The organism is Streptomyces sp. NBC_01235 (assembly GCF_035989285.1).
In the GTDB taxonomy this organism is placed as follows: Bacteria; Actinomycetota; Actinomycetes; order Streptomycetales; family Streptomycetaceae; genus Streptomyces.
Genome location: NZ_CP108513.1, coordinates 6,670,701 through 6,697,269 on the forward strand (window position 1 = coordinate 6,670,701; position 26,569 = coordinate 6,697,269).

Annotated in this window: 21 protein-coding genes; 14 read left to right on the forward strand and 7 right to left on the reverse strand. The window is 69.7% G+C overall.

What is annotated here, in order from left to right; translation table 11 throughout:
- Nucleotides 1-13 precede the first annotated feature (13 nt).
- The 14 genes from OG289_RS29945 to recQ all read left to right on the forward strand — a co-directional run bounded on the left by OG289_RS29945 (nucleotide 14) and on the right by recQ (nucleotide 17,932).
- Entirely contained in the window at nucleotides 14-568 is a 555-nt protein-coding gene (locus OG289_RS29945; protein WP_055635348.1) for a NuoB/complex I 20 kDa subunit family protein, read from the forward strand.
- Nucleotides 565-1,368 (forward strand): NADH-quinone oxidoreductase subunit C, encoded by an 804-nt coding sequence (locus OG289_RS29950; protein ID WP_442818974.1) that lies wholly within the window; start codon nucleotides 565-567, stop codon nucleotides 1,366-1,368. The genes OG289_RS29945 and OG289_RS29950 overlap by 4 nt, the downstream gene beginning before the upstream one ends.
- A complete protein-coding gene (locus tag OG289_RS29955) occupies nucleotides 1,365-2,705 on the forward strand; it encodes an NADH-quinone oxidoreductase subunit D (RefSeq protein WP_327317161.1) in 1,341 nt (446 codons plus the stop codon). The genes OG289_RS29950 and OG289_RS29955 overlap by 4 nt, the downstream gene beginning before the upstream one ends.
- On the forward strand, nucleotides 2,702-3,574 hold the full coding sequence (nuoE, locus tag OG289_RS29960; RefSeq protein ID WP_327317163.1) for an NADH-quinone oxidoreductase subunit NuoE: 873 nt from the start codon (nucleotides 2,702-2,704) through the stop codon (nucleotides 3,572-3,574). Before OG289_RS29955 ends, nuoE begins: the two co-directional genes overlap by 4 nt.
- Complete coding sequence (gene nuoF / locus OG289_RS29965; RefSeq protein WP_327317164.1) at nucleotides 3,571-4,923, forward strand: NADH-quinone oxidoreductase subunit NuoF; 1,353 nt, start codon at nucleotides 3,571-3,573, stop codon at nucleotides 4,921-4,923. The genes nuoE and nuoF overlap by 4 nt, the downstream gene beginning before the upstream one ends.
- Complete coding sequence (locus OG289_RS29970; protein ID WP_327317165.1) at nucleotides 4,920-7,424, forward strand: NADH-quinone oxidoreductase subunit G; 2,505 nt, start codon at nucleotides 4,920-4,922, stop codon at nucleotides 7,422-7,424. Before nuoF ends, OG289_RS29970 begins: the two co-directional genes overlap by 4 nt.
- Complete coding sequence (gene nuoH, locus OG289_RS29975; RefSeq protein WP_327317166.1) at nucleotides 7,421-8,782, forward strand: NADH-quinone oxidoreductase subunit NuoH; 1,362 nt, start codon at nucleotides 7,421-7,423, stop codon at nucleotides 8,780-8,782. Before OG289_RS29970 ends, nuoH begins: the two co-directional genes overlap by 4 nt.
- Nucleotides 8,775-9,377 carry an NADH-quinone oxidoreductase subunit NuoI gene (gene nuoI, locus OG289_RS29980; protein ID WP_327317168.1) on the forward strand — a complete coding sequence of 201 codons (603 nt, stop codon included), beginning with the start codon at nucleotides 8,775-8,777 and terminating at the stop codon, nucleotides 9,375-9,377. Before nuoH ends, nuoI begins: the two co-directional genes overlap by 8 nt.
- On the forward strand, nucleotides 9,374-10,216 hold the full coding sequence (locus OG289_RS29985) for an NADH-quinone oxidoreductase subunit J (RefSeq protein WP_327317169.1): 843 nt from the start codon (nucleotides 9,374-9,376) through the stop codon (nucleotides 10,214-10,216). The genes nuoI and OG289_RS29985 overlap by 4 nt, the downstream gene beginning before the upstream one ends.
- Complete coding sequence (gene nuoK, locus OG289_RS29990; RefSeq protein WP_003974374.1) at nucleotides 10,213-10,512, forward strand: NADH-quinone oxidoreductase subunit NuoK; 300 nt, start codon at nucleotides 10,213-10,215, stop codon at nucleotides 10,510-10,512. The genes OG289_RS29985 and nuoK overlap by 4 nt, the downstream gene beginning before the upstream one ends.
- Nucleotides 10,513-10,527: 15 nt before the next feature.
- On the forward strand, nucleotides 10,528-12,441 hold the full coding sequence (gene nuoL / locus OG289_RS29995; protein ID WP_327317170.1) for an NADH-quinone oxidoreductase subunit L: 1,914 nt from the start codon (nucleotides 10,528-10,530) through the stop codon (nucleotides 12,439-12,441).
- Nucleotides 12,442-12,446: 5 nt separating this feature from the next.
- Nucleotides 12,447-14,018 (forward strand): NADH-quinone oxidoreductase subunit M, encoded by a 1,572-nt coding sequence (locus OG289_RS30000; RefSeq protein ID WP_327317171.1) that lies wholly within the window; start codon nucleotides 12,447-12,449, stop codon nucleotides 14,016-14,018.
- Nucleotides 14,015-15,673 (forward strand): NADH-quinone oxidoreductase subunit NuoN, encoded by a 1,659-nt coding sequence (gene nuoN / locus OG289_RS30005; RefSeq protein ID WP_327317172.1) that lies wholly within the window; start codon nucleotides 14,015-14,017, stop codon nucleotides 15,671-15,673. The genes OG289_RS30000 and nuoN overlap by 4 nt, the downstream gene beginning before the upstream one ends.
- A gap of 225 nt (nucleotides 15,674-15,898) precedes the next feature.
- Nucleotides 15,899-17,932 (forward strand): DNA helicase RecQ, encoded by a 2,034-nt coding sequence (gene recQ / locus OG289_RS30010; RefSeq protein WP_327320844.1) that lies wholly within the window; start codon nucleotides 15,899-15,901, stop codon nucleotides 17,930-17,932.
- Between the two features lie 76 nt (nucleotides 17,933-18,008).
- Here recQ and OG289_RS30015 read toward each other — a convergent pair whose 3' ends face one another.
- The 7 genes from OG289_RS30015 to OG289_RS30045 all read right to left on the reverse strand — a co-directional run bounded on the left by OG289_RS30015 (nucleotide 18,009) and on the right by OG289_RS30045 (nucleotide 26,325).
- Nucleotides 18,009-21,005 (reverse strand): fumarate reductase/succinate dehydrogenase flavoprotein subunit, encoded by a 2,997-nt coding sequence (locus OG289_RS30015; RefSeq protein WP_327317173.1) that lies wholly within the window; start codon nucleotides 21,003-21,005, stop codon nucleotides 18,009-18,011.
- An 11-nt stretch (nucleotides 21,006-21,016) separates the two neighbouring features.
- Nucleotides 21,017-21,841, reverse strand: a complete 825-nt coding sequence (locus tag OG289_RS30020; RefSeq protein ID WP_327317174.1) for an ABC transporter ATP-binding protein — start codon at nucleotides 21,839-21,841, stop codon at nucleotides 21,017-21,019.
- On the reverse strand, nucleotides 21,825-22,706 hold the full coding sequence (locus OG289_RS30025) for an ABC transporter permease (protein WP_327317175.1): 882 nt from the start codon (nucleotides 22,704-22,706) through the stop codon (nucleotides 21,825-21,827). The genes OG289_RS30020 and OG289_RS30025 overlap by 17 nt, the downstream gene beginning before the upstream one ends.
- On the reverse strand, nucleotides 22,703-24,043 hold the full coding sequence (locus OG289_RS30030) for an ABC transporter substrate-binding protein (RefSeq protein WP_327317177.1): 1,341 nt from the start codon (nucleotides 24,041-24,043) through the stop codon (nucleotides 22,703-22,705). Before OG289_RS30030 ends, OG289_RS30025 begins: the two co-directional genes overlap by 4 nt.
- Nucleotides 24,044-24,058: 15 nt before the next feature.
- Entirely contained in the window at nucleotides 24,059-24,286 is a 228-nt protein-coding gene (locus tag OG289_RS30035) for a 4Fe-4S dicluster domain-containing protein (protein WP_020130156.1), read from the reverse strand.
- A 189-nt stretch (nucleotides 24,287-24,475) separates the two neighbouring features.
- Nucleotides 24,476-25,264, reverse strand: a complete 789-nt coding sequence (locus tag OG289_RS30040) for a GntR family transcriptional regulator (RefSeq protein WP_327317178.1) — start codon at nucleotides 25,262-25,264, stop codon at nucleotides 24,476-24,478.
- 122 nt (nucleotides 25,265-25,386) lie between these two features.
- Nucleotides 25,387-26,325 carry a M56 family metallopeptidase gene (locus tag OG289_RS30045; protein WP_327317179.1) on the reverse strand — a complete coding sequence of 313 codons (939 nt, stop codon included), beginning with the start codon at nucleotides 26,323-26,325 and terminating at the stop codon, nucleotides 25,387-25,389.
- Between the last annotated feature and the right edge of the window lie 244 nt (nucleotides 26,326-26,569).

Consider the following 26,569-nt stretch of genomic DNA (forward strand, 5'->3'; position numbering starts at 1 on the left):
GGGGCCTTTAGTCATGGGACTCGAAGAAAAGCTGCCGAGTGGTTTCCTGCTGACCACCGTCGAGCAGGCCGCGGGCTGGGTGCGCAAGGCGTCCGTCTTCCCCGCCACGTTCGGCCTCGCCTGCTGTGCCATCGAGATGATGACCACCGGCGCGGGCCGCTATGACCTGGCGCGCTTCGGTATGGAGGTCTTCCGAGGTTCGCCCCGCCAGGCGGACCTGATGATCGTCGCCGGCCGGGTCAGCCAGAAGATGGCTCCGGTGCTCCGGCAGGTCTACGACCAGATGCCGAACCCGAAGTGGGTCATCTCCATGGGGGTGTGCGCCTCCTCCGGCGGCATGTTCAACAACTACGCGATCGTCCAGGGCGTCGATCACATCGTCCCCGTCGACATCTACCTCCCGGGCTGCCCGCCGCGCCCCGAGATGCTGATGGACGCGATCCTCAAGCTTCACCACAAGATCCAGAACTCCAAGCTGGGCGTGAACGCCGAGGAGGCGGCCCGCGAGGCGGAGGAAGCGGCGCTCAAGGCCCTGCCCACGATCGAGATGAAGGGGCTGCTGCGGTGAGCGACGCGAACGGAACCCACGGCGCGAAGGGCTCCTCCAACGGGGGGAACGGGCCGAACAACGGGGTGAACGGTTCGAACGGGGTGAACCCCGAGAAGGATCTCTCCGCCTCCAACCTCCCCGGCCAGCGCGGCCAGGGCGGCGAGGAGGTCCGCGTCCAGCGCGGCATGTTCGGGGCCAACAACGGCGGCGACACCTCCGGCTACGGCGGCCTGGTCCGCTCCGTCCGGCTCCCGGGAGCGGCGAGCCGACCCTACGGCGGCTGGTTCGACGAGGTCGCCGACGAACTCGAGGGCGCGCTGGAGGAACAGGGACTCCTCCCCGACAACGCGATCGAGAAGACGGTCGTCGACCGCGACGAGCTCACCTTCCACATCGAGCGTGAGCACCTGCCCCGCGTCGCCCGCACCCTGCGCGACGACCCCGCCCTGCGCTTCGAACTCTGTACCGGCGTCAGCGCCGTGCATTACCCGAACGACAAGGGCCGCGAGCTGCACGCCGTCTACCACCTGCGCTCGATCACCCACAACCGGCTGATCCGCCTGGAAGTCAGTGCCCCGGACGCCGACCCGCACATCCCGTCCCTGGTCTCCGTGTATCCGACCAACGACTGGCACGAGCGCGAGACCTACGACTTCTTCGGGATCGTCTTCGACGGTCACCCGGCCCTGACGCGGATCATGATGCCGGACGACTGGCAGGGCCATCCGCAGCGCAAGGACTACCCCCTCGGCGGCATCCCCGTCGAGTACAAGGGCGCCCAGATCCCGGCTCCGGACCAGCGGAGGTCGTACTCGTGAGCACGCAGCCAGCATCCGCGGCCTCGGCCGCTTCGGCGCGCGAGACCACCGAAGGCACCGTATATACGGTCACCGGTGGCGACTGGGACGAGGTCGTCCAGTCCGCGGCCCGCGCCGACGACGAGCGCATCGTCGTCAACATGGGTCCGCAGCACCCGTCCACCCACGGGGTGCTCCGCCTCATCCTGGAGATCGATGGCGAGACGGTCACCGAGGCCCGCTGCGGCATCGGCTACCTCCACACCGGCATCGAGAAGAACCTCGAGTACCGCACGTGGACGCAGGGCACCACGTTCGTGACGCGCATGGACTACCTGACGTCCTTCTTCAACGAGACCGCCTACTGTCTCGCCGTCGAGAAGCTCCTCGGCATCGAGGACCAGATCACCGAGCGAGCCAAGATCATCCGGGTGCTCCTGATGGAGCTGAACCGGATGTCCTCCCACCTGGTGTGCATCGCCACCGGTGGCATGGAGCTCGGCGCCACCACGATCATGATCTACGGATTCCGTGATCGTGAAATGATTCTCGACATCTACGAGCTCATCACGGGCCTGCGGATGAACCACGCGTTCATCCGCCCCGGCGGACTCGCCCAGGACCTGCCGCCCGGCGCGGTGGACCAGATCCGCGAGTTCGTGAAGAAGATGAAGAAGAACCTCCCCGAGTACGACAAGCTCGCCACCGGGAACCCCATCTTCAAGGCCCGTATGCAGGACGTCGGCTATCTCGACCTGGCCGGCTGCATGGCCCTCGGTGCCACCGGGCCGATCCTGCGCTCCACCGGCCTCCCGCACGACCTGCGCAAGGCGCAGCCGTACTGCGACTACGAGACGTACGACTTCGACGTCCCGACCGCCGACTCCTGCGACTCCTACGGCCGCTTCCTGATCCGCCTGGAGGAGATGCGCCAGTCGCTCAGGATCGTCGAGCAGTGCCTGGACCGGCTCCAGCCCGGCCCGGTCATGGTCGCCGACCGGAAGATCGCCTGGCCCGCCCAGCTCGCCCTGGGCCCCGACGGTCTCGGCAACTCCCTCGACCACATCAAGAAGATCATGGGCACCTCCATGGAGGCCCTGATCCACCACTTCAAGCTGGTCACCGAGGGTTTCCGCGTGCCGCCGGGACAGGCGTACGCGGCCGTCGAGTCACCCAAGGGAGAACTCGGGGTGCACGCCGTTTCCGACGGAGGCACCCGCCCCTACCGGGTCCACTTCCGGGACCCGTCCTTCACCAACCTGCAGGCCATGGCGGCGATGTGCGAGGGCGGCCAGGTCGCCGACGTCATCGTCGCCGTCGCGTCCATCGACCCCGTGATGGGAGGCGTCGACCGATGACCACCTCTTCTTCCGAGCGGGGCGTCAGCCTGGGCATGCCCGAACTGCCCGCACCCGCCTACCCGGACGACGTCCGAGCCCGGCTGGAGGCGGACGCGCGCGAGATCATCGCCCGCTATCCCGACTCCCGGTCCGCGCTCCTGCCGTTGCTGCACCTCGTGCAGGCGGAGGAGGGCCATGTCACGCGTACCGGGATGCGGTTCTGCGCGGACGTGCTGGACCTGACCACGGCCGAGGTCACCGCGGTCGCCACCTTCTACACCATGTACCGGCGCCGCCCCAGCGGTGACTACCAGGTGGGCGTCTGCACCAACACGCTGTGTGCGGTGATGGGCGGCGACGCGATCTTCGAGGAGCTCCAGGAGTACCTGGGTGTCGGCAACGGTGAGACCACCGACGACGGAAAGATCACTCTGGAGCACATCGAGTGCAACGCGGCCTGCGACTTCGCGCCGGTCGTGATGGTCAACTGGGAGTTCTTCGACAACCAGACCGTGCAGAGCGCCAGGCGCCTGGTGGACGACCTGCGGGTCGGACGCACGGTCTCGCCGACGCGCGGTGCGCCGCTGTGCACCTTCAAGGAGACCGCCCGGATCCTGGCCGGCTTCCCCGACGAGCGGGATGGGGCCGTCGAGGCCGGCGGCAGTGCGGGACCGGCATCGCTGGTGGGTCTTCGCCTGGCAAAGGGAGAGACCGCACCCGCGCGCGTGGTCCACCCGCGGGACGGCGGGCCGCACGACGAGCCGCAGGACCGGGCGGTGCACGAGCCGTCGCCCACCGAGCACCTGAGTTCGCATGACGCGCCGCAGGACACGTCGGCCTCCGACCCAGCTCACCCGGCAGGGCCTACCGCCGAGGAGGGGGAGTGATGACCTTGGCACCCGAACTGAAAGGCAGCAGCCCGGAGAAGCTGCTCGCACCCGTGCTGTCGGCCTTCTGGGACGAGGACAGGTCCTGGAGTCTGGACGTCTACCGAAGGCACGAAGGGTACGAGGGTCTCCGCAAGGCGCTGGCCATGTCGCCGGACGACCTGATCGCGTACGTCAAGGACTCCGGTCTGCGAGGGCGAGGCGGCGCGGGATTTCCGACGGGAATGAAATGGCAGTTCATTCCCCAGGGGGATGGAAAGCCGCACTATCTAGTTGTCAACGCCGACGAATCGGAGCCCGGGACCTGCAAGGACATCCCGCTCCTCTTCGCGAACCCGCATAGCCTCATCGAGGGCATTGTGATCGCGTGTTATGCCATCAGGTCGTCTCATGCCTTCATCTATCTGCGTGGTGAAGTCGTTCCTGTGCTGCGGCGGTTGCACGAGGCCGTGCGCGAGGCCTACGCGGCGGGTTACCTCGGCGAGAACATCCTGGGCAGCGGACTCGACCTCGAACTCACCGTGCACGCCGGCGCCGGCGCGTACATCTGCGGTGAGGAGACCGCGCTGCTCGACTCGCTCGAAGGCCGCCGTGGTCAACCGCGGCTTCGTCCCCCCTTTCCTGCGGTCGCGGGCCTCTATGCGTGCCCGACTGTGGTGAATAACGTCGAGTCGATCGCGTCGGTTCCCGCCATCCTGCAAAAAGGCAAGGAATGGTTCAGGTCGATGGGAAGCGAGAAGTCCCCCGGCTTCACGCTCTACTCGCTCAGCGGCCATGTCGCCAGCCCCGGCCAGTACGAGGCCCCGCTCGGCATCACCCTCCGCCAACTCCTCGAGATGAGCGGCGGCATGCGACCCGGGCACCGGCTCAAGTTCTGGACGCCGGGCGGCTCCTCGACGCCGATGTTCACCGACGAGCACCTCGACGTCCCTCTTGATTACGAAGGAGTGGGTGCCGCGGGTTCCATGCTCGGCACGAAAGCTCTGCAGTGCTTCGACGAGACGACCTGCGTCGTGCGTGCCGTCACCCGCTGGACCGAGTTCTACGCCCACGAGTCCTGCGGCAAGTGCACCCCGTGCCGCGAAGGCACGTACTGGCTCGTGCAGTTGCTGCGGGACATCGAGGCCGGCAAGGGCGCCCTCTCCGATCTCGACAAGCTCAACGACATTGCCGACAACATCAACGGCAAGTCCTTCTGCGCCCTCGGCGACGGTGCCGCCTCGCCGATCTTCTCCTCGCTCAAGTACTTCCGCGAGGAGTACGAGCAGCACATCACGGGCCGCGGCTGCCCCTTCGACCCCGCCAAGTCGACGGCCTGGGCGGACAAGCACACGGAGGTGAACGCATGACGGTGACCACCAGCGCTCCCTCCGGAGGCGGCGAGGCGGCGGTCCCGCCGGAAGATCTCGTGACGCTGACGATCGACGGCGCCGAGATCAGCGTGCCCAAGGGCACCCTGGTCATCCGGGCCGCCGAGCAGCTCGGCATCGAGATCCCCCGCTTCTGCGACCATCCCCTCCTCGACCCGGTCGGCGCCTGCCGCCAGTGCATCGTCGAGGTCGAGGGCCAGCGCAAGCCCATGGCGTCCTGCACGATCACGTGCACGGACGGCATGGTCGTGAAGACCCACCTCACCTCGCCCGTCGCCGAGAAGGCGCAGCACGGCGTGATGGAACTGCTCCTCATCAACCACCCGCTGGACTGCCCGGTCTGTGACAAGGGCGGCGAGTGCCCCCTGCAGAACCAGGCCATGTCGCACGGCCAGGCGGAGTCCCGCTTCGAGGGCCGGAAACGGACGTACGAGAAGCCCGTCCCGATCTCCACGCAGGTGCTTCTCGACCGTGAGCGGTGCGTGCTGTGCGCGCGCTGCACCCGGTTCTCCAACCAGGTGGCGGGCGACCCGATGATCGAGCTGATCGAGCGGGGCGCGCTCCAGCAGGTGGGGACGGGTGAGGGCGACCCCTTCGAGTCGTACTTCTCCGGCAACACCATCCAGATCTGCCCCGTGGGCGCGCTGACCTCGGCGGCGTACCGATTCCGCTCCCGGCCCTTCGACCTGGTCTCCTCGCCGTCGGTCTGCGAGCACTGCTCCGGCGGCTGTGCCACGCGCACCGACCACCGACGCGGCAAGGTCATGCGGCGCCTGGCCGCCAACGACCCCGAGGTCAACGAGGAGTGGATCTGCGACAAGGGGCGGTTCGCGTTCCGGTACGGGCAACAGCGGGACCGGCTCGAAACGCCTCTGGTGCGCAATGCCGAGGGGGACCTCGTACCGGCTTCCTGGCCGGAGGCGTTGCAGATCGCGGCTCAGGGACTGCTGGCATCGCGCGGCAGGACGGGTGTCCTGGCCGGTGGCCGACTCACCATCGAGGACGCCTACGCGTACAGCAAGTTCGCGCGCGTGGCGCTCGACACCAACGACGTCGACTTCCGCGCGCGTGTGCACAGCAGCGAGGAGGCAGACTTCCTGGCCGCCCGCGTCGCCGGACGCGGCCATGACCTCGACGGCACAGGCGTCACGTACACCTCCCTGGAGAAGGCGCCCGCCGTCCTGCTGGTCGGGTTCGAGTCGGAGGAGGAGGCGCCCGGCGTCTTCCTGCGGCTGCGCAAGGCTTGGCGCAAGCACGGGCAGCGGGTGTTCTCGCTGGCCACGCACGCCACGCGGGGTCTGCAGAAGGCGGGCGGCACGCTGCTGGCGGCCGCTCCGGGCACCGAGACGGAGTGGCTGGACGCGCTGGCGAGTGGTGTCGGCCTGGAGGGCGCCGGCGCCAAGGCCGCCGAGGCCCTGCGGGCCGACGGCGCGGTGATCGTCGTCGGGGAGCGGCTGGCCACTGTGGCCGGCGGTCTCACCGCCGCCGTGCGGGCCTCCTCTGCGACCGGCGCCCGACTGGCGTGGATTCCGCGCCGGGCGGGGGAGCGGGGCGCGATCGAGGCGGGTGCGCTGCCATCGCTGCTGCCGGGCGGTCGTCCGGCCACCGACCCGCGCGCGCGTGAGGAGGTCGCCGCGGCCTGGGGCCTAGCCGAACTCCCGCACCGCTACGGCCGGGACACCGGGCAGATCGTCGAGGCCGCCGCGTCCGGCGAACTTCAGGCGCTGCTCGTCGCGGGCGTCGAGGTCTCGGACCTGCCCGACCCGGCACGCGCGCGTGAGGCACTTGGCGAGGCCGGCTTCGTGGTGTCGCTGGAGCTGCGGCCCGGCGAGGTCACCGAGCGCGCCGACGTCGTCCTCCCGGTGGCGGCGGTCGCGGAGAAGGCGGGCGCCTTCCTCAACTGGGAGGGCCGGGTCCGCTTCTTCGAGGCGGCACTGAAGCCCGACCAGATGACCCGCCGCTCGGCGCCCGCCGACGCGCGCGTGCTGCAGATGCTCGCCGACGCCATGGACGTCCACCTCGGCCTTCCGGACCTGCGTACCACGCGCGCGGAGCTCGACCGGCTCGGCGCCTGGGACGGCCCCCGGGCCACCGAACCCCTGGAAACCGCAGCTCAGTTGCCGCGGCCCGCCGCGGGGGAGGCCGTCCTTGCCGGGCACCGTCTGCTGCTCGACCAGGGTGTCCTCCAGCAGGGCGACGAGGCGCTCGCCGGGACCCGGCACGCCGCACGCGCGCGTGTGTCGCCCGCCACGGCCGCCGAGGCGGGCGTCAAGGACGGCGACGTGCTCGCCGTGACCGGACCCGCCGGAGTGGTCGAACTCCCGCTGCAGATCACCGAGATGCCCGACCGGGTGGTCTGGCTCCCGCTGAACTCCGTCGGCCGGGGCGTCGCCTCCGACGCCGGGGCCACGCCCGGCTCCCTCGTCCGTATCGGCCCGGCGACGCTCGCCGCCGACGCCCCCAAGGAGGTGGAGGCATGAGCCCGTACTTCGCCGCTGAAGACCTCTCGATGTTCGGCCGCGACCCCTGGTGGCTGGTCGTCGTCAAGGCCGTCTTCTGCTTCGCCTTCCTGATGGTGACCGTGCTGTTCTCCATCGTCTGGGAGCGCAAGGTCGTCGCCTGGATGCAGCTGCGCATCGGCCCCAACCGGCACGGCCCCTGGGGCATGCTCCAGTCGCTCGCCGACGGCGTCAAACTGATGCTGAAGGAAGACGTCATCGTCAAACGCGCGGACAAGGTGGTGTACGTCCTCGCACCGATCGTCGCGGCCATCCCGGCCTTCATGGCCATCGCGGTGATCCCCTTCGGTCCGGCCGACAACGAGATCTCGATCTTCGGCCAGCGCACCACGATGCAGCTGACCGACCTGCCGATCGCGATGCTCTACATCCTCGCGGTCGCCTCGGTCGGTATCTACGGCATCGTCCTGGCGGGCTGGAGTTCCGGCTCCACCTACCCGCTCCTGGGCGGCCTGCGCTCCTGCGCCCAGATGATCTCCTACGAGATCGCGATGGGCGCCGCGTTCGCCTCGGTGTTCCTCTACTCGGGGTCGATGTCGACGTCGACGATCGTCGAACAGCAGCAGGACCGCTGGTACATCCTGCTGCTGCCGGTCTCATTCGTCCTCTACATCGTCACGATGGTCGGCGAGACCAACCGCGCCCCCTTCGACATGCCGGAGTCCGAGGGCGACCTGGTCGGCGGCTTCAACACCGAGTACTCGTCGATCAAGTTCGCGCTGTTCATGCTCGCCGAGTACGTCAACATGGTGACCGTCTCGGCCGTGTCGACCACGCTCTTCCTCGGCGGCTGGCGCGCCCCCTGGCCGATCAGCGCCTTCTGGGAGGGCGCGAACCACGGCTGGTGGCCGATGCTCTGGTTCGTGGTCAAGGTGCAGTTGCTGCTGTTCTTCTTCATCTGGCTGCGCGGCACGCTGCCTCGCGTCCGCTACGACCAGCTGATGAAGCTCGGCTGGAAGGTCCTGATCCCGGTGTCGGTGACATGGCTGATGCTCGTCGCGACCGTCCGGACGCTGCGTAACGAGAACTACGACTTCGCCGACATCTTCCTCTACGTCGCGGGCGGAGTCCTGGTCCTGTTGTTGCTCTCCTTCGTCGTGGACATGTTCCGCAACGGGGGGAAGGAGGCGCAGGCCCCTGCCGAGCCCGCCGGCTTCGACCCGATGGCGGGCGGATTCCCCGTCCCGCCGCTGCCCGGACAGGAGCTGCCGCCCGTGCCGAGGCGCAGCCCGCGCCGGGAGCGGGAGCTCATTGTCAGTGGCGGGGTGGACACTGTGAGTGACGGATCGCTGGATGGAAAGGAGGCGTCCGATGGCTGAGGAGCCCAAGGAGACCAAGCCCGGTTTCCAGAACCCCGTGGCCGGCTTCGGCGTGACCTTCAAGGCCATGTTCAAGAAGCGGCTGACCGAGCAGTACCCGGAGCAGCAGAAGACCACAGCTCCACGGTTCCACGGACGGCACCAGCTCAACCGCCATCCGGACGGCCTGGAGAAGTGCATCGGCTGCGAGCTGTGCGCCTGGGCCTGCCCCGCCGATGCCATCTATGTGGAGGGCGCGGACAACACCGAAGAGGAGCGCTACTCGCCGGGCGAGCGGTACGGACGCGTCTACCAGATCAACTACGCCCGCTGCATCCTGTGCGGCTTGTGCATCGAGGCGTGTCCCACGCGCGCGTTGACGATGACCAACGAGTTCGAGCTCGCCGACTCCAGCCGCGCCAACCTGATCTACACCAAGGAGCAGCTGCTCGCCGGCCTCGAAGAGGGCATGGTCGACTCGCCCCACGCCATCTATCCGGGGACGGACGAGCAGGACTACTACCGGGGTCTGGTGACGGAGGCCGCGCCGGGTACGGAGCGCCAAGTGGCCGTCTCCAAGGGTGAGAAGCCCTCCGAAGAGGAGGTGGAGGCATGACCGCGCAGCTCGCCGCCTACTCCACGTCCACCGGCGAGGCCTTCCAGTTCTGGGTGCTCGGCACTGTCGCCGTGATCGGCGCCCTGTGCACCGTCTTCATGAAGAGGGCCGTGCACAGCGCGCTCTGTCTCGCCGGCACCATGATCGTCCTCGCGGTGTTCTACCTCGCCAACGGCGCCTACTTCCTGGGCATCGTGCAGATCGTCGTCTACACCGGCGCGATCATGATGCTGTTCCTGTTCGTGGTGATGCTCGTCGGCGTGACCGCGGCGGACTCCCTGAAGGAGACCATCAAGGGCCAGCGCTGGCTGGCCCTCGTCAGCGGCCTCGGCTTCGGCATCCTGCTGATCGCCGGCATCGGCAACGCCTCCCTGACGGAGTTCGACGGCCTTGCCGAGGCGAACGCGAACGGCAACGTGGAGGGCCTCGCGGCCCTCATCTTCACCAAGTACGTCTTCGCGTTCGAAATCACCGGCGCCCTGCTCATCACGGCCGCCGTCGGCGCCATGGTGCTCACCCACCGCGAGCGCACCGAGCGCCCCAAGACCCAGCGGGAGCTGTCCGAGCAGCGCGTCCGCGAGGGCAAGCACGTACCGCCGCTGCCCGCGCCCGGTGTGTACGCGCGGCACAACGCAGTCGACATCCAGGGTCTGCTGCCCGACGGCACTCCGTCGGAGCTCACGGTCAGCAAGACGCTGCGTGAGCGCGGGCAGATCCGGGACGTGTCCACCGAGGCGCTGAACGATCTCAAGGCCCTGGAACGGCGCGCCGAGGAGCGCCTGGAGCGGTCCGCGATCGAGCCGCCACACCTGAAGCGGACCGAGGAGGCGTCGAAGTGAACCCCGTCAACTACCTCTACCTCGCCGCCCTGTTGTTCACGATCGGTGCGACGGGCGTGCTGATCAGGCGCAACGCGATCGTCGTGTTCATGTGCATCGAGCTCATGCTCAACGCCTGCAACCTCGCGTTCGTCGCCTTCTCCCGGATGCACGGCAATCTCGACGGCCAGATCATCGCCTTCTTCACGATGGTCGTCGCCGCCGCGGAGGTCGTGGTGGGACTCGCGATCATCGTGTCGCTGTTCCGTTCCCGCCACTCGGCCTCGGTCGACGACGCCAGCCTGATGAAGCTGTAAGGGGTCGGAAGAATCGTGGAGAACCTGATTGCGCTGCTCATCGCGGCGCCCCTGCTCGGAGCGGCCGTCCTCCTGGTCGGCGGCCGCCGGCTCGACGCCGTAGGCCACTGGATCGGCACGCTTCTGTCGGCCGTCTCCTTCGTGTTCGGTCTCGTCCTCTTCAGTGACCTGCTGAGCAAGGACGCCGAACACCGGACACTGACACAGCACCTGTTCAGCTGGATCCCGGTCGAGGGCTTCCAGGCGGACGTCGCCTTCCGCCTCGACCAGCTGTCGATGACGTTCGTCCTGCTGATCACGGGTGTCGGATCGCTGATCCACCTGTACTCGGTCGGGTACATGAAGCACGACGAGCGGCGCCGCCGCTTCTTCGGCTACCTGAACCTGTTCCTCGCGGCGATGCTGCTGCTCGTCCTCGCCGACAACTACCTGCTGCTGTACGTCGGCTGGGAGGGCGTCGGTCTCGCGTCCTACCTGCTCATCGGCTTCTGGCAGCACAAGCCCAGCGCTGCGACGGCCGCGAAGAAGGCCTTCCTGGTCAACCGCGTCGGTGACATGGGCCTGTCGATCGCCATCATGCTGATGTTCACCACCTTCGGGACCTTCGCGTTCGGCCCGCTGCTCGGGGCGGAAGGAGAGCCCGGCATCGCCGGTGATGCGAGCGAGGGCAAGCTGACCGCCATCGCCCTGATGCTTCTGCTCGCCGCCTGCGGCAAGTCCGCCCAGGTGCCGCTGCAGTCCTGGCTCGGGGACGCGATGGAGGGCCCGACCCCGGTCTCGGCCCTCATCCACGCGGCCACGATGGTCACCGCCGGTGTCTACCTGATCGTCCGCTCGGCGGCCGTCTTCAACGGCGCCCCCGACGCTCAGCTCGTCGTCACCGTCGTCGGCGCCGTCACGCTCCTGTTCGGTGCGATCGTCGGTTGCGCGAAGGACGACATCAAGAAGGCTCTGGCCGGCTCGACCATGTCGCAGATCGGCTACATGGTGCTGGCTGCGGGCCTCGGCCCCATCGGCTACGTCTTCGCGATCATGCACCTGGTCACGCACGGCTTCTTCAAGGCCGGGCTGTTCCTCGGCGCGGGCTCGGTCATGCACGGCATGAACGACGAGGTCGACATGAGGAAGTACGGCGGCCTCCGCAAGTACATGCCGATCACCTTCGTCACCTTCGGTCTCGGCTACCTCGCGATCATCGGCTTCCCCGGTCTGTCCGGCTTCTTCTCCAAGGACAAGATCATCGAGGCGGCGTTCGCCAAGGGCGGCACCGAGGGCTGGATCCTCGGCGCCTGCGCCCTGCTCGGCGCGGCCATCACCGCGTACTACATGACGCGCGTGATGCTGATGACGTTCTTCGGCGAGAAGCGCTGGCAGCCCGACGAGCACGGGCATGAGCCGCACCCGCACGAGTCGCCCAAGGTCATGACGATCCCGATGATCGTGCTGGCGTTCGGATCGGTCTTCGCCGGTGGGTTCTTCAGCATCGGCGACCGCTTCTTGCACTGGCTCGAGCCGGTCACGGGACACTCCCACGGCGACTCACCGGTCAGCGCCCTCACCGTCACCCTCGCCACCATGGTGGTCCTGGTGATCGGCGTGGCCGTCGCCTACGGCCAGTACGGCCGCCGCCCCGTCCCGGTCGTCGCCCCGCGCGGGTCGCTGGTCACCCGGGCCGCCCGGCGCGACCTGCTCCAGGACGACTTCAATCATGTCGTCCTGGTGCGCGGCGGCGAGCACCTCACGCGCTCCCTGGTGTACGTCGACCACACCCTGGTCGACGGCGTCGTCAACGGCACGGCGGCCTCGGTCGGCGGGCTCTCCGGGCGGCTGCGGCGACTGCAGAACGGCTTCGCGCGGTCGTACGCGGTCTCGATGTTCGGCGGTGCGGCGGTCCTCATCGCCGCGACCCTGCTGATGAGGGCGGTCTGATACCGATGTCCTTTCCTCTGCTGACAGCGACGGCGGCACTCCCGGCGATCGGGGCGGTCGCCACGGCCGCCGTGCCGGCCGCCCGGCGCAACGCCGCCAAGGCGCTGGCGCTGCTGGTCTCCCTCGCGACGCTCGTTCTGGCGATCGTCGTCCTGGTCCGTTTCGATCCCGGCGGCGACCGCTACCAGCTCACCGAATCCCACTCCTGGATCAAGGACTTCGGGGTCAGGTACGAACTGGGTGTGGACGGCATCGCGGTGGCGCTCATCGCGCTGACCGCGCTGCTGATCCCGTTCATCATCCTGGCGGGCTGGCACGACGCCGACCCGCTGGAGACGGGCAACAAGCGCTGGCGGCCGACGCAGGGCTTCTTCGCCCTGATCCTGGCCGTCGAGGCGATGGTGATCATCTCCTTCGAGGCCACCGACGTCTTCCTCTTCTACATCTTCTTCGAAGCCATGCTCATCCCGATGTACTTCCTCATCGGCGGTTTCGGGGACCGTGCCCACGAGCACGGCGAGGAGGCGGCGTCCACGCAACGGTCGTACGCGGCCGTGAAGTTCCTGCTGTACAACCTGGTCGGCGGTCTGATCATGCTGGCCGCGGTGATCGGCCTCTATGTGGTCGCCGGGAACTTCTCGCTCTCCGAGATCGCCGAGGCGCGTGCCAACGGAACGCTCGACATGGCGACGAACACCGAACGCTGGCTGTTCCTCGGCTTCTTCTTCGCCTTCGCGGTGAAGGCCCCCCTGTGGCCGCTGCACACCTGGCTGCCCAACGCCATGGGTGAGGCCACGGCTCCGGTCGCCGTGCTCATCACGGCGGTCGTCGACAAGGTGGGCACCTTCGCGATGCTCCGGTTCTGCCTCCAGCTGTTCCCGGAGGCGAGCAAGTGGGCGACACCCGCCATCCTCGTACTGGCGCTGATCAGCATCATCTACGGGGCGCTGCTCGCCGTGGGACAGCGGGACATCAAGCGGCTGGTGGCGTACGCGTCGATCTCGCACTTCGGGTTCATCATCCTGGGCATCTTCGCGATGACCAGCCAGGGCCAGTCCGGCGCCACGCTCTACATGGTCAACCACGGCATCTCGACGGCAGCCCTGATGCTGGTCGCCGGCTTCCTGATCTCGCGGCGCGGCTCGCGGCTCATCGCCGACTACGGCGGTGTGCAGAAGGTCGCCCCGGTACTCGCCGGCACCTTCCTGATCGGCGGTCTGGCGACGCTGTCGCTGCCCGGGCTCGCGCCCTTCGTGAGCGAGTTCCTCGTCCTGGTCGGCACGTTCGCGCGCTACCCGGCGATCGGCATCATCGCCACCTTCGGCATCGTCCTCGCCGCGCTCTACACCCTCGTCCTCTACCAGCGGACGATGACGGGCCCGGTGAAGCCCGAGGTCTCGGCGATGCCGGACCTCCGCGCGCGTGAGCTCGTGGTCGTCGCCCCGCTGATCGTGCTGCTGATCTTCCTCGGCGTCTACCCGAAGCCGGTCACGGACATCGTGAACCCGGCGGTCAAGCAGACCCTGTCCGACGTACACAAGAAGGACCCCAAGCCCGAGGTGGAGGCGGCCAAGTGAGCGCATCAGCCGTCCACAGCCTGTGGACAACGGCGGCAACCGCGGCCGACCCGATCTCGAAGATCGACTCGCCGAAGATCGAGTACGGGCAATTGTCGCCCACCTTGATCGTCGTGGGCGCGGCGATCATCGGGGTGCTGGTCGAGGCGTTCGTGCCGCGCAAGCACCGCTACTACGCACAACTGTTCGTGTCCGTCGTGGCGCTGGTCGCCGCCTTCGCCGCAGTGGTCGCGCTGGCGGCGGACGGGTACGGCACCACGAAGGCGCGCATCGCCGCCATGGGCGCGATCGCGGTCGACGGACCGGCCCTCTTCCTCCAGGGCACGATCCTGCTGGCCGCCCTGGTCGGCCTGTTCACCTTCGCCGAACGGCGCCTCGATCCCGAGACGCACGGCAACCGGGTCGACTCGTTCGCCGCCCAAGCAGCCTCCGTGCCGGGCAGTGACAGCGAGAAGGCCGCGGTCAAGGCCGGGTTCACGACCACCGAGGTCTTCCCGCTGCTGCTGTTCGCGGTCGCCGGCATGCTGGTCTTCCCGTCGGCCAACGACCTGCTGACCCTCTTCATCGCCCTGGAAGTCTTCTCGCTGCCCCTGTACCTCCTGTGTGCGCTGGCCCGCCGCAAGCGGCTCATGTCGCAGGAGGCCGCGGTCAAGTACTTCCTCCTCGGCGCGTTCGCCTCCGCGTTCACCCTCTTCGGCATCGCACTGCTGTACGGGTACGCGGGCTCGGTGTCGTACGGGACGATCGCGCAGGTCGTCGACGGCACCGTCCAGAACGTCGACCCTGCGCTCGCCGACACCATGGGCAACGACGCGCTGCTGCTCGTCGGCGCCGCGATGATCGTCATGGGGCTGCTGTTCAAGGTGGGTGCGGTGCCGTTCCACATGTGGACGCCCGACGTCTATCAGGGCGCGCCGACCCCGGTCACCGGCTTCATGGCCGCGGCGACGAAGGTGGCCGCCTTCGGCGCGATGCTGCGCCTCCTGTACGTCGTCCTGCCCGGCCTGCGCTGGGACTGGCGGCCGGTCATGTGGGGCGTCGCGATCGTCACCATGCTGGGCGGTGCGATCGTCGCGATCACACAGACCGACATCAAGCGGCTGCTGGCGTACTCGTCCATCGCGCACGCCGGATTCATCCTTGCGGGTGTCATCGCGACCACGCCGGACGGCGTCTCGTCCGTCCTCTTCTACCTGGCCGCGTACTCGTTCGTGACGATCGGCGCGTTCGCCGTGGTCACCCTCGTGCGCGACGCCGGTGGCGAGGCCACGCACCTGTCCAAGTGGGCGGGGCTCGGCCGGCGGTCGCCACTGGTGGCAGCCGTGTTCGCGGTGTTCCTGCTGGCCTTCGCCGGTATCCCGCTGACCTCCGGTTTCGCCGGGAAGTTCGCCGTGTTCAAGGCGGCTGCGGAGGGCGGCGCGGCTCCGCTGGTCGTGGTCGGTGTGATCTCGTCGGCGATCGCCGCCTTCTTCTACATCCGGGTGATCGTGCTGATGTTCTTCAGCGAGCCGCGGCCCGAGGGCCCGACCGTCGCCGTTCCGTCGCCGCTGACGATGATGGCGATCGGCGTGGGTGTGGCGGTCACGCTGGTGCTCGGTGTGGCGCCGCAGTACTTCCTGGACCTGGCGAACCAGGCGGGAGTGTTCGTGCGCTGAGCCGCTCCTCTGAGGTGCGCTGACCTGAGTGTGTCTGCGCGGCGGGCCCGGTTCCCCCGGTGGGAGCCGGGCCCGCTCGCGTCGTACAGGTGATCGGGTTCGGGAATTCCCCCGCACCCGTCACGCAGAGTCACCGGAAAGAGCCTGTGGATAACTCGGGCGCTGTCAGTCCCGACCCCTATCGTGGAGGCAGTGGTCGAGGGACGACGTACGGGGGACCAGACGATGGGCGGGACGGGTGGGATCAGCGCGATGACAGGGATCACCGGGACACCGGGGCGGACCGAGAGCGAGGCGCTGGCCACGCTGCACCGGGTCTTCGGGTACGAGGCCTTCCGCGGCGAGCAGGAAGCGGTCATCGAGCACGTGGTGGCCGGAGGGGACGCGGTCGTTCTCATGCCGACCGGCGGCGGCAAGTCGCTGTGCTACCAGATCCCCGCCCTGGTCAGACCCGGTACGGGCATCGTCGTCTCGCCGCTGATCGCACTGATGCAGGACCAGGTGGACGCGTTGCGGGCGCTCGGTGTGCGCGCCGGGTTCGTCAACTCCACTCTGGACTTCGACGAGCGGCGCGTGGTCGAGGCCGAGTTTCTCGCGGGCGAGCTGGACCTGCTGTACCTGGCACCGGAGCGACTGCGCCTGGACTCCACCCTGGACCTCCTCTCGCGCGGCAAGATCGCGGTCTTCGCGATCGACGAGGCGCACTGTGTGTCCCAGTGGGGCCACGACTTCCGCCCCGACTACCTCTCCCTCTCCCTGCTCGGCGAGCGCTGGCCGGACGTCCCACGGCTCGCCCTCACGGCGACGGCCACCCGCGCGACGCACGAGGAGATCACCCAGCGGCTGAACATGCCGTCGGCCCGGCACTTCGTGGCGAGCTTCGACCGGCCCAACATCCAGTACCGGATCGTGCCGAAGGCCGACCCCAAGAAGCAGTTGCTGAGCTTCCTGCGCGAGGAGCACGCGGGCGACGCCGGCATCGTGTACTGCCTCTCGCGCAACTCCGTTGAGAAGACGGCCGAGTTCCTTTCCCGCAACGGCGTCGAGGCGGTTCCCTATCACGCGGGTCTGGACGCGGGCACCCGCGCGGCGCACCAGTCCCGGTTTCTGCGGGAGGAAGGCCTGGTCGTCTGCGCGACCATCGCCTTCGGCATGGGCATCGACAAGCCCGACGTGCGGTTCGTCGCCCACCTCGACCTGCCCAAGTCGATCGAGGGCTACTACCAGGAGACGGGGCGCGGTGGCCGTGACGGGCTGCCCTCCACCGCATGGATGGCGTACGGCCTCAACGACGTCATACAGCAGCGCAAGCTGATCCAGTCCGGTGAGGGCGACGAGGCCTTCCGGCGGCGGGCCGCCGCCCACCTGGACTCGATGCTGGCACTGTGCGAGACCGCCCAGTGCCGCCGCGGCCAGCTTCTCGTCTACTTCGGCCAGGAACCGGCCCCGGCGGGCTGCGGCAACTGTGACACCTGCCTCGCGCCACCGGAGACCTGGGACGGCACGGTCGCGGCCCAGAAGGTGCTGTCGACCGTGGTGCGGCTGCAACGGGAGCGCGGGCAGAAGTTCGGCGCGGTGCAGATCGTCGACATCCTGATGGGCAAGCGCACGGCCAAGGTGATCCAGTTCGACCACGACCAACTGTCGGTGTTCGGCATCGGCGAGGAACTCACCGAGGGCGAATGGCGGGGCGTCGTACGGCAGTTGCTGGCCCAGGGGCTGCTCGCGGTCGAGGGGGAGTACGGCACGCTGGTGCTGACGGAGGCCAGCGGGGCGGTGCTGCGTCGCGAGCGGGACGTGCCGCTGCGCAAGGAGCCGAAGAAGCCGGCGACGGCGAAGGCGTCGGGCTCTTCCTCCTCCGGCAGGAACAAGCCCAAGGCCGCCGCGGCCGAGCTGCCCGAGGAACTGCTGCCCGCCTTCGAGGCCCTGCGCGCCTGGCGCGCCGAACAGGCCCGTGAACAGGGCGTTCCTGCGTACGTCATCTTCCACGACGCCACGCTCCGGGAGATCGCCACGGTGTGGCCGACGTCGGTGCGACAGCTCGGCGGCATCAGCGGTGTCGGCGAGAAGAAGCTGGCGACGTACGGGGAAGGCGTGATCGCGGTCCTGGCCTCACTGGGCGACGCGCCGGACACCGCCGCTCCGCAGCCTGTCGGCGGCTCCGCTCCCGGCGCTGCTCCCGGTGCCGACGCGGACCCGGGCGCCCCGGACCACTGGCCCGAGATGGACGAGGAGCCGGAGCCCGAGGACTGGATATAGGGGACTGGATATCAAGAACTGGCTGAACGGGCGCATGGCAGGGAGGACCGGAGACCGGTTTCGGCCGGGCCGGTTCTCATAGGGCGCGTGTCGCGTACGCCCTGACGTCCGCGTCCGAGTCCGTCGTTGCCGTGGCCAGGGCAGCGCGGGCGGCTTCCGAACCACGGTGCCGGGTCAGGGCCAGGACGGCGGCCTTGCGGACGTCGGCGTTCGGGTCGGCCAGGGTCTTGGCGAGGACGGGGAGGGCCGTGTCGGCGTGAGCCACGGACAGCGCGGTGGCGGCACCGGCGCGGACCTGCCAGGCGGGATCGCCCAGGGCGGTCACGGCCCGGGCGGCGAGCGGCACGGGGCAGCCGGTGGTACCCAACGCCCCGTACGCGGCGGCCCGCACCAAGGCGTCGGGATCGTCGACGAGCCCGACGAGGGCCGCGTGGACGGGGTCACGCTCAGGGGCGAGGCCTGCGTCGGAACCGGAGTTGGAGCCAGGGTGGGCACCGGAGCCGGGGCCGGGGCCGGAGCCGGAGCCCGATACAGGGTGGACGCGGCTGTTGAGACCGACGCCGACCTCGACCCTGACCCTGACCGAACCGGAATCGGCATCGGCGTCGGGACTGCTGCCGATGCCGAGGTCGGCCGGTGACGCGTCGTTCAGGCGGCCGGCCGCCACAGTGGCCAGGGACTTGGCGATCGTGACGCGGACCTCGCGGGACGGGTCGGCGGTCGCCGCGCGGGCCAGTTCATCGGCGGCGTCGACGGAGACCAGGGCACGGACGGCCTCGATCCGGACGGCGATGACGGCGTCGGTGAGCGAGCCCGCGAACAGGGCGGCGTCGCCGAGGCGCAGGGCGCGCAACACGTCCAGGGCCGCGGCGCGGACAACGGGGTCGAACTCGGCCAGGGCGGCGGCGAGGCCGTCGCGCAGGGCGGGTTCCGGCGGCAGGGTCTCGACGAGCTCCCGCAGCGAGGCCGCGGCGGCGGCGCGTACCTCCGTGGCGGGGTCGCGCAGCGCCTCGGCGAGCGCGGGACCGGTGCCTGACGGCACGGTCTCGGTGAGGACGGCGACGGCCTCGCGCCGGACGGCGGATGCCGGGTCGGTCAAGTAGGGGAGCAGAGCGGCGAGTTCGGGCTCCTCCTCGGCGAGGGCGACGAGTTCGAGGAGGCGAGAGGAAGACCGACCAGAGGAGGGCAGTTCGGGGACGGGCTCGGACGCGGGCGCGGCCGTCGAAGGCACCGAGGTGTCGCTCGCCCCTGAGGCGGCTGCCTCGGCCCCGGCGGCGACAGGCGCCACGTCCCGTGAACCGGCCGTGGCCACCTTCTCGGCGTGGACCTCGCCGAGGTGCCGGGAGGGGCCGCCGACGGGGGTGAACTCGTCGACCGGAACCAGATAGGGAGCCACGGGCCGGGCCGTGAACTCCATCGCACCAGAGGGGGACTTGTGCAGGTCGAGATGGTGGAACCAGGACGCGTCGTCGCGACGAGGGTGGTCGAGGCGGTCGTGGTAGAGGCCCCAGCGGGACTCCGTACGGGCCAGGGAGGCGCGCGCGGCCATCTCCGCGCAGTCGCGGATGAAGGTGACCTCGGCGCACCGCATCAACTCGTGCGGGGTGCGGGCCCCCATCCCGGCGATGTCGTCGCGCATCCGCTCGAACGCCTCCAGGGCCAGCGACAATCGCGCGCCCGACTTCGGCGGGGCCACGTAGTCGTTCACGAAGCGGCGCAGTTTGTATTCGACCTGAGGCTGCGGCGGGCCCTCCGGGTTGCGCAGCGGGCGGTAGATCAGCTTGTGCGCCTCGCGCAGTTGGTCAACGGGAAGCTCACCGCCGTACGCCCTGTACTGGGCCGCGTCCGAACCGGCGAGGTCGCCGAAGACGAACGCGCCGATCATGTAGTTGTGCGGGACGCAGGCCAGGTCACCGGCGGCGTACAGGCGGGGGACGGTCGTCCGGGCGTGCTCGTCGACCCGTACACCCGAGGCCGAATGGCCGCCGCACAGGCCGATCTCCGAGATGTGCATCTCGATGTCGTGGGTGCGGTAGTCGTGGCCGCGCCCGGAGTGGAAGGTGCCCCGGGTCGGGCGTTCGGTGGAGTGCAGGATCGACTCCAGGGCGGAGACGGACTCCTCCGGGAGGTGGCTCAGCTTCAGGTACACCGGGCCCCGGTCGCTCGCGACCTCCGCCGCGAACTCGGCCATCATCTGGCCCGACCAGTAGTCGGAGTCGACGAAGCGTTCGCCGTGCCGGTTGACCTGGTAGCCGCCGAAGGGGTTGGCGACATAGGCGCAGGCGGGGCCGTTGTAGTCCTTGATCAGCGGGTTGATCTGGAAGCACTCGATGCCGGTGAGCTGGGCGCCCGCGTGGTAGGCCATGGCGTAGCCGTCACCCGCGTTGGTCGGGTTCTCGTACGTGCCGTAGAGGTAGCCGGAGGCGGGCAGGCCGAGTCGTCCGCAGGCGCCGGTCGCGAGGACGACCCCGCCTGCGCGGACGGTGACGAACCGCCCCGTACGGGTGTTGAAGCCGGCCGCCCCGATGGCGCGCCCGTCCTCGGGCGACGTCAGCACGCGCACCGGCATCACCCGGTTCTCGATCCGGATCCGCTCCCGCATCTCGCGCCGCCGCAACTGCCGGTAGAGGACCTTCTTGACGTCCTTGCCCTCGGGCATGGGCAGGACATAGGACCCCGACCGATGCACTTGGCGGACCGCGTAGTCGCCGTGCTCGTCCTTCTCGAACTTCACGCCGTACGACTCCAGGCGCTGCACCATGGCGAAGCCCCGGGTGGCGGTCTGCCGGACGGTGGACTGGTCGACGATGCCGTCGTTGGCGCGGGTGATCTCGGCGACGTAGTCGTCGGGCTCGGCGCGGCCGGGGATGACCGCGTTGTTGACGCCGTCCATGCCCATCGCGAGCGCGCCGGAGTGGCGGACGTGGGCCTTCTCCAGGAGCAGCACGTCCGCGCCGCGCTCGGCGGCGGTCAGGGCCGCCATCGTGCCGGCGGTGCCGCCACCGATGACGAGGACGTCACAGGTCAGCTCTTCGGCGTCGCCGAGCGCGGGGATCTGCAATGGGGTGTCCACCGGGGTGCCTTTCAGATGCTCAGTGAGGTCAGGACGTCGCGCCGCAGGGCCACGCGCGCGGGGTCGTCACGGGCGGCTCGGTCGCGCGGGCTCGGCACGTCCCGTACGGCGACGAGGCGGCCCGCGCCGAGGAGGGCCACGCGGTCGCCGAGGAACAGGGCCTCGTCCACGTCGTGGGTGACGAAGACGACGGTCGCTCCGGTGCCGTGCAGAACCTCCACCAGCAGGTCCTGCATGCCGGCGCGGGTCTGGGCGTCGAGGGCGCCGAAGGGTTCGTCCATGAGGACGGCGCGCGGGCCCGCGGCGAGGGCCCGCGCCAGTTGCGCCCGCTGGCGCTGGCCTCCGGAGACGCGATGCGGCAACTGGCGGGCCCGGTCGGCGAGCCCGACCCGTCCGAGCCAGCCCTCGGCCTGCTTCCTGCGCTCCGCACGCGGCAAGCCCTGGATGGCCAGGGGCAGTTCGACGTTGGCCAGCAGCGTGCGCCAGGGGAGAAGGGCGTCCTCCTGGAAGACCAGCGCGCGGTCCGCCGCCGGGCCGCCGATGGGTCGGCCGTCCTGCTCCACGTCACCGGCGAGCGGGGGCAGCAACCCGGCCAGCGTGCGCAGCAGCGTCGACTTGCCGCAGCCCGAGGGGCCGACGACGGTGAGGATCTCACCCGGCGGGACGTTCAGGTCGACATCGGCCAGGGCGGTGGCGTCCGGGCGGCCGAGGGTCGCCGCACTGAGGACGAGCCGGGTCCCACGCCCGGCTGCACCGGTGGCAGGGCCGGCAGCCGCACCGGCGGCGGCACCAGTGGTCGTACCGGTGGTCTCGCGGGTCTCAGACGAGGTGCTCATCGCGCGCCTTCTCGGGCTCGGGTCCGATGTGGACAGCGGTGCCGGCAGCCGGAGCCGCAGCGGCGGCCCGGGGGAGTCGCGGCCGGGGCCGACCTGCGGGGACGTACGACGTACGGGGGAGCCAGTGGGTCAGACGGCGGCCGAGGAGTTCCACGGCCGTGGAGGTGGCCCAGCCGAGCACGCCGATCGTGACCATGCCGACGAACACGCCCGGATAGTCGACGACCGTGTAGTCCTGCCAGGTGCGGTAGCCGACGCCGTACTGGCCGGAGATCATCTCGGCGGAGATCACGCAGATCCACGACACGCCGATACCGACCGACAGCCCGCCGAAGATGCCGGGCAGTGCGCCCGGCAGCACGACGGAGGCGAGGATCCGCCACCGGCCACCGCCCATGGTGCGCACCGCCTCCTCCCAGCCGGGGGTCAGCGCGCGGACCGCGTGCCGGGTGGAGACCAGGACGGGGAAGAAGGCGGCGGTGAAGGTGATGAAGACGATGCCCTGTTCGTTGGAGGGGAAGAGGAGGATCGCGACGGGGACGAGCGCGATGGCGGGGATGGGCCGTACGACTTCGACGAGCGGGCCGAGCAGGTCCTCGGCGAGCCGCGAGCGGGCCACGAGCACGCCCGTGGCCACGCCCAGCACAGCGGCCAGGAGGAAGCCGGTGACGATGCGGGTGAGGCTGTCGGTGAGGTCGGTCCAGTAGTCGTCGCCGGCCAGCCGGTCGGCGAAGGCGCGGGCCACGTCGGCGACCGTCGGGAACTGCGAGAAACGCAACCACAGGTCGACGTTCAGGGTGGTCAGCAGCTGCCACAGGCCGAGGGCGGACGCCACCGAGACCATCCGCAGCGCATACCGGGTCATGACGCCCGCCCCAGCGCGTCGGCGTATGTGACGACCCGGGCGCCGCTGTGGGCGTCGACGTAGGCCTGCGCGGTTGCCGGGGCGACGAACGGCAGCAGTGTCGTGCCGTCGGCCACCCAGACCGCCCTGTCGGCGAACCACAGGGTGCCGGTGGTGGCGTCGGGGACGTAGGCGGCGCGGATGCCGTCGCGGTGAGCGGCCACGTAGGTCAGCAGCTCGGCGGGCGTCTTGAAGGGACGGGTCTTTGTGGCGTTCTTCGGCCAGACCTCGCTCATGGCGGGTGCGGGCGCGGCGGCGATTTCCTTGGCGTACGACGAGCCGAGCGCCTTCTTGACGTACTGGTCGTCGACGAAGGAGTCCACGTCGACGTCCCCGGTCAGCTTCGCCGCCTTCAGGATCGGCACGTCTTCCTTGAGGGCGGAGACGAGCTGTGGCTTGACGGCCGGGTCGAAGGTGGCGATGCCGTGGGCGCCGTTGTAGAGGTAGACGACCTCGGCGGGCAGGCCGGTGGCCTCGCCGACCTTCTCGGCGGCGTCGACCGGGTGCGCGTTGAGATAGTCGGTGGCTTCCGACTGCGCCTTCAGGAACGCCTCCAGCACGGCCGGGCGCTTCTTCGCGAAGTCCTCGCGGGCAGTGACTCCGTGGAAGGTGGGCAGGTCCAACTGGGCGCCGTCGTACAGGGCCTTCGCCTTGCCCTGGTAGGCGAGCAGGCCCGGCCAGGCGACGAACTGCGAGAGCGCGTCCGCGCTGCCCGCGGAGAGCGCCGACGCGCCCACGGCCGGCTGCTGGTTGAGCTTCTCGACGCCCTTGTCGGGGTCGATGCCGGCGCGCTGCAGGGCCCGGACGAGGGTGCCGTCGGCGGCGGAGCCCACGCTCGTGGAGACCTTCTTTCCCTTGAGGTCCTCCAGGGAGGTCAGCTTGGAGTCGGGTGCGGTGACGATGGTGTTGAGGCCGCCGCGGAGGTTGAAGCCGGTGACCGAGACAAGATGGGTGGGCCTGCCGAGCTGTTTGCCGCGGGCCGCGTTGATGAGGAGCGGGAAGTCGCCCATCGAGCCGATGTCGATCTTCCCAGCGGTCATCTGCGCGGTGATGGGGGCGCCGGTGGCGTAGTCCTGCCAGTCCACCTTGTAGGTCCTGCCGTCACCGAGGGCGTTCAGCTCCTTCTCGAAGTAGCCGAGGGAACGCAGGAGGGTGCCTGCCGTCACCGTGTTGATGGTCTTGGACTGGTAGCCGACGGTGACGGTGACCGTGGAGTCGCTACCGGCCTCGGCGCTGCCGCAGCCGGTGAGGGGGAGCAGAAGGAGTGCGGCGGACGCGACGACTGCTTTGGGCTTCATGGGAGTTCGGGCCTTTCACCGGAGCAGGTAGGGCATGTTGACCGTGACGGCTCCGGTGGGACAGCGGGCCGCGCACGGGCCGCAGTACCAGCACTCGTCGACGTGCATGTAGGCCTTGCCGTTGCTCTCGTCGATGGCGAGGGAGTCCAGCGGGCACATGTCCACACAGAGGGTGCAGCCGTCGATGCACTTCGACTCGTCGATGGTCACGGGCACGTCGGCCCGCTGGGGCGCCAAGGTCATGGCTGTCTCCAGAAAAGTTCCGAGAGATTCTGAGAAATCCAGCGCGGCAGTGAACCGATGAGGCTTTGCCGAACGATGAAGGGGTGAGAGCGGAAAGCGCGGCGGACAAGGCGGCAAAGAGGGCGGAGAGCAAGGTGGAGAACAAGGTGCAGAAGAGGGGGACCAGGGTGGAAATGAGGCCGGGGGATGTCAGAGGGAGCGGTGCAGCAGGCCGCTCATCGAGATGCGGTCTCCGCGAAAGCGGATGAACTCCAGGTCCACCGGGCGGCCGTCGGCGAGGTGGGTGAGGCGTTCGAGCATCAGGACGGCCGCGCCGCGCGGCGCTTCCAGTACGGCGGCGGAGTGGGCGTCCGCGGTCACCGCCTCCAGGGTGATCTCGGCGTGGCCCAGGCGCTGCCCCGTGAGGGCCTCCAGCAGGCGGAAGACGTCGGTGTTCTCCAGGTCGGCGCCGAGCAGGGCGGTGCCGATGTCGAGCGGGATGTAGGTGAGGTCGAGGGAAAGGGGGAGGCCACCAAGGCGGCGCAGGCGTTCGATGCAGAGGACGTCGGTGCCGGGCGGGACGTGCAGGCGCTCGGCCACCGGGGCGGGTGCGGCGACGGGGCCCATCGTGCGGACCTCGTTGGTGACGTGGCCGTGCTCGTGCAGGGTCTCCGCGAGGCCCATCAGGCGGTCGAGCCCGTGGGGGTACTTCTGCGCCACGACGACCGTGCCGACGCCGGGCAGGCGTTCCACCAGGCCCTCCGCACGCAGGAGGTCGAGAGCCTGGCGGACGGTGTTGCGGGAGGCACGGTAGTCGGTCGCGAGGGTCGACTCGTGGGGGAGCGTGCCGGCCGGGAAGCCGCCGGTGAGCAGCTGACGGCGGAGGAGGTCGGCGAGCTGACGGGCCTGGTCCGCACGCAGCCGACGACGCGCGCGGTGGGCGGCGACGGTGGTCGCGCCCTGGCCGGCGTGGTCTCGGATGCGGTCGGTGGGTGCCATGTTTCGAACCATAGCGAGTCAGTAGGAAAAGCGGTGTTGCCAGAGTGTTGCGCCACCTGCGGGAGCGTCAGGTAAGGCGCTGACCTGGGGAAACGGTCGGATCTTGAGCAAGTTCCGCCAGCTCAGGACAACGCCGTCAGCCCCGGGGCGAAGGCGATCAGCAGGGGCAGCAGGGGGACCAGCGCGGCCACCGTCGTCGTCAGCGCCCGGTGCCTGCGGAGCAGGCGCGGGGGCGGCTGGAGCAGTCGGTCGACGCGCTCGCCCAGGAGGCGGTGACTGGAGGCACAGGACAGGACGCCCCGGTGTTGGTTCAGCTCGATCAGAGCCAGCGCCGTGGTCAGGTGGCCGCAGCGGCGCGACGCCGTGTCGTCGGCGGCGAGTTCGACCAGGCGGTGGGTCTGGTCGCAGAAGTGGGAGAAGAGCGGAATGCGGGGGAAGCCGGTGGCAAGGGCGGTCGAGAGGTGGAGCAGCCAGTCGTGGTGGGCGCGGGCATGGCCGCGCTCATGGGTGAGGACTGCGTCCAGCTGGTGGGTGGTGAGGCGGTGCAGGGCGCCTGTCGTCACGATCAACTGGGGTGGGTTGCCGGGCATCCACCAGGCGTCGGGGTACTCGTCCTCCAGCACGAGCAGCGGACCGCGGGCGGACGGCAGGCCCGCGGGCAGGTCCGGGGCGCGTTCACGCAGGTGCACCCTGGCCTGGTCCCGGCGTCGGCGCGCCTCGACGAGCTCGCGGGCCAGCATCGCGGTGGTCCAGGCGGCCCCGCAGGCCAGCAGCAGGGTCAGGGCCACGGCCCACAGCGGTGCGGCGGAGAGGTCGTACGCCTCGGTGACCGCAGGCGGCGCGGGGGCGAAGACGCGCGCGCGAACGGTGTGGAACACGGCCGCGGCACCAAGCACCAGGGCTGTCAGGCAACACAGCAGGACCGTGGCGACCAGGCACTGCCACACCCACAGCCCGACCACGGGCTCCCGCTCGGGCCATGCGGAGCGGGTGAGCGCGCGGGGGGCCGGCACGGCGGCCGTCAGCGCGACGACACTCAGCAGGAGCAGGCAGAGGGTCATGCCATGGGCTCCGGATCCTGGTCGGGAAGGGGGCGTGCGCCACGTGCGCGCGGGGTGCGTACCGCGTACCCGCGTGCGTGCGGCCTGCCACGGGCGGCGGGCTCGGCGTGAGGACCGTGCCCGCCGCCAGTATGACGGCGGTTACCCCGGGAGTCAGCCCACGAAGACGCCCCGATTCAGCCCGAGCCGACGCATCCCGTCACCGGTCCCGCTACCCGTCCCGTCACTGACCCTGTTACCGGTC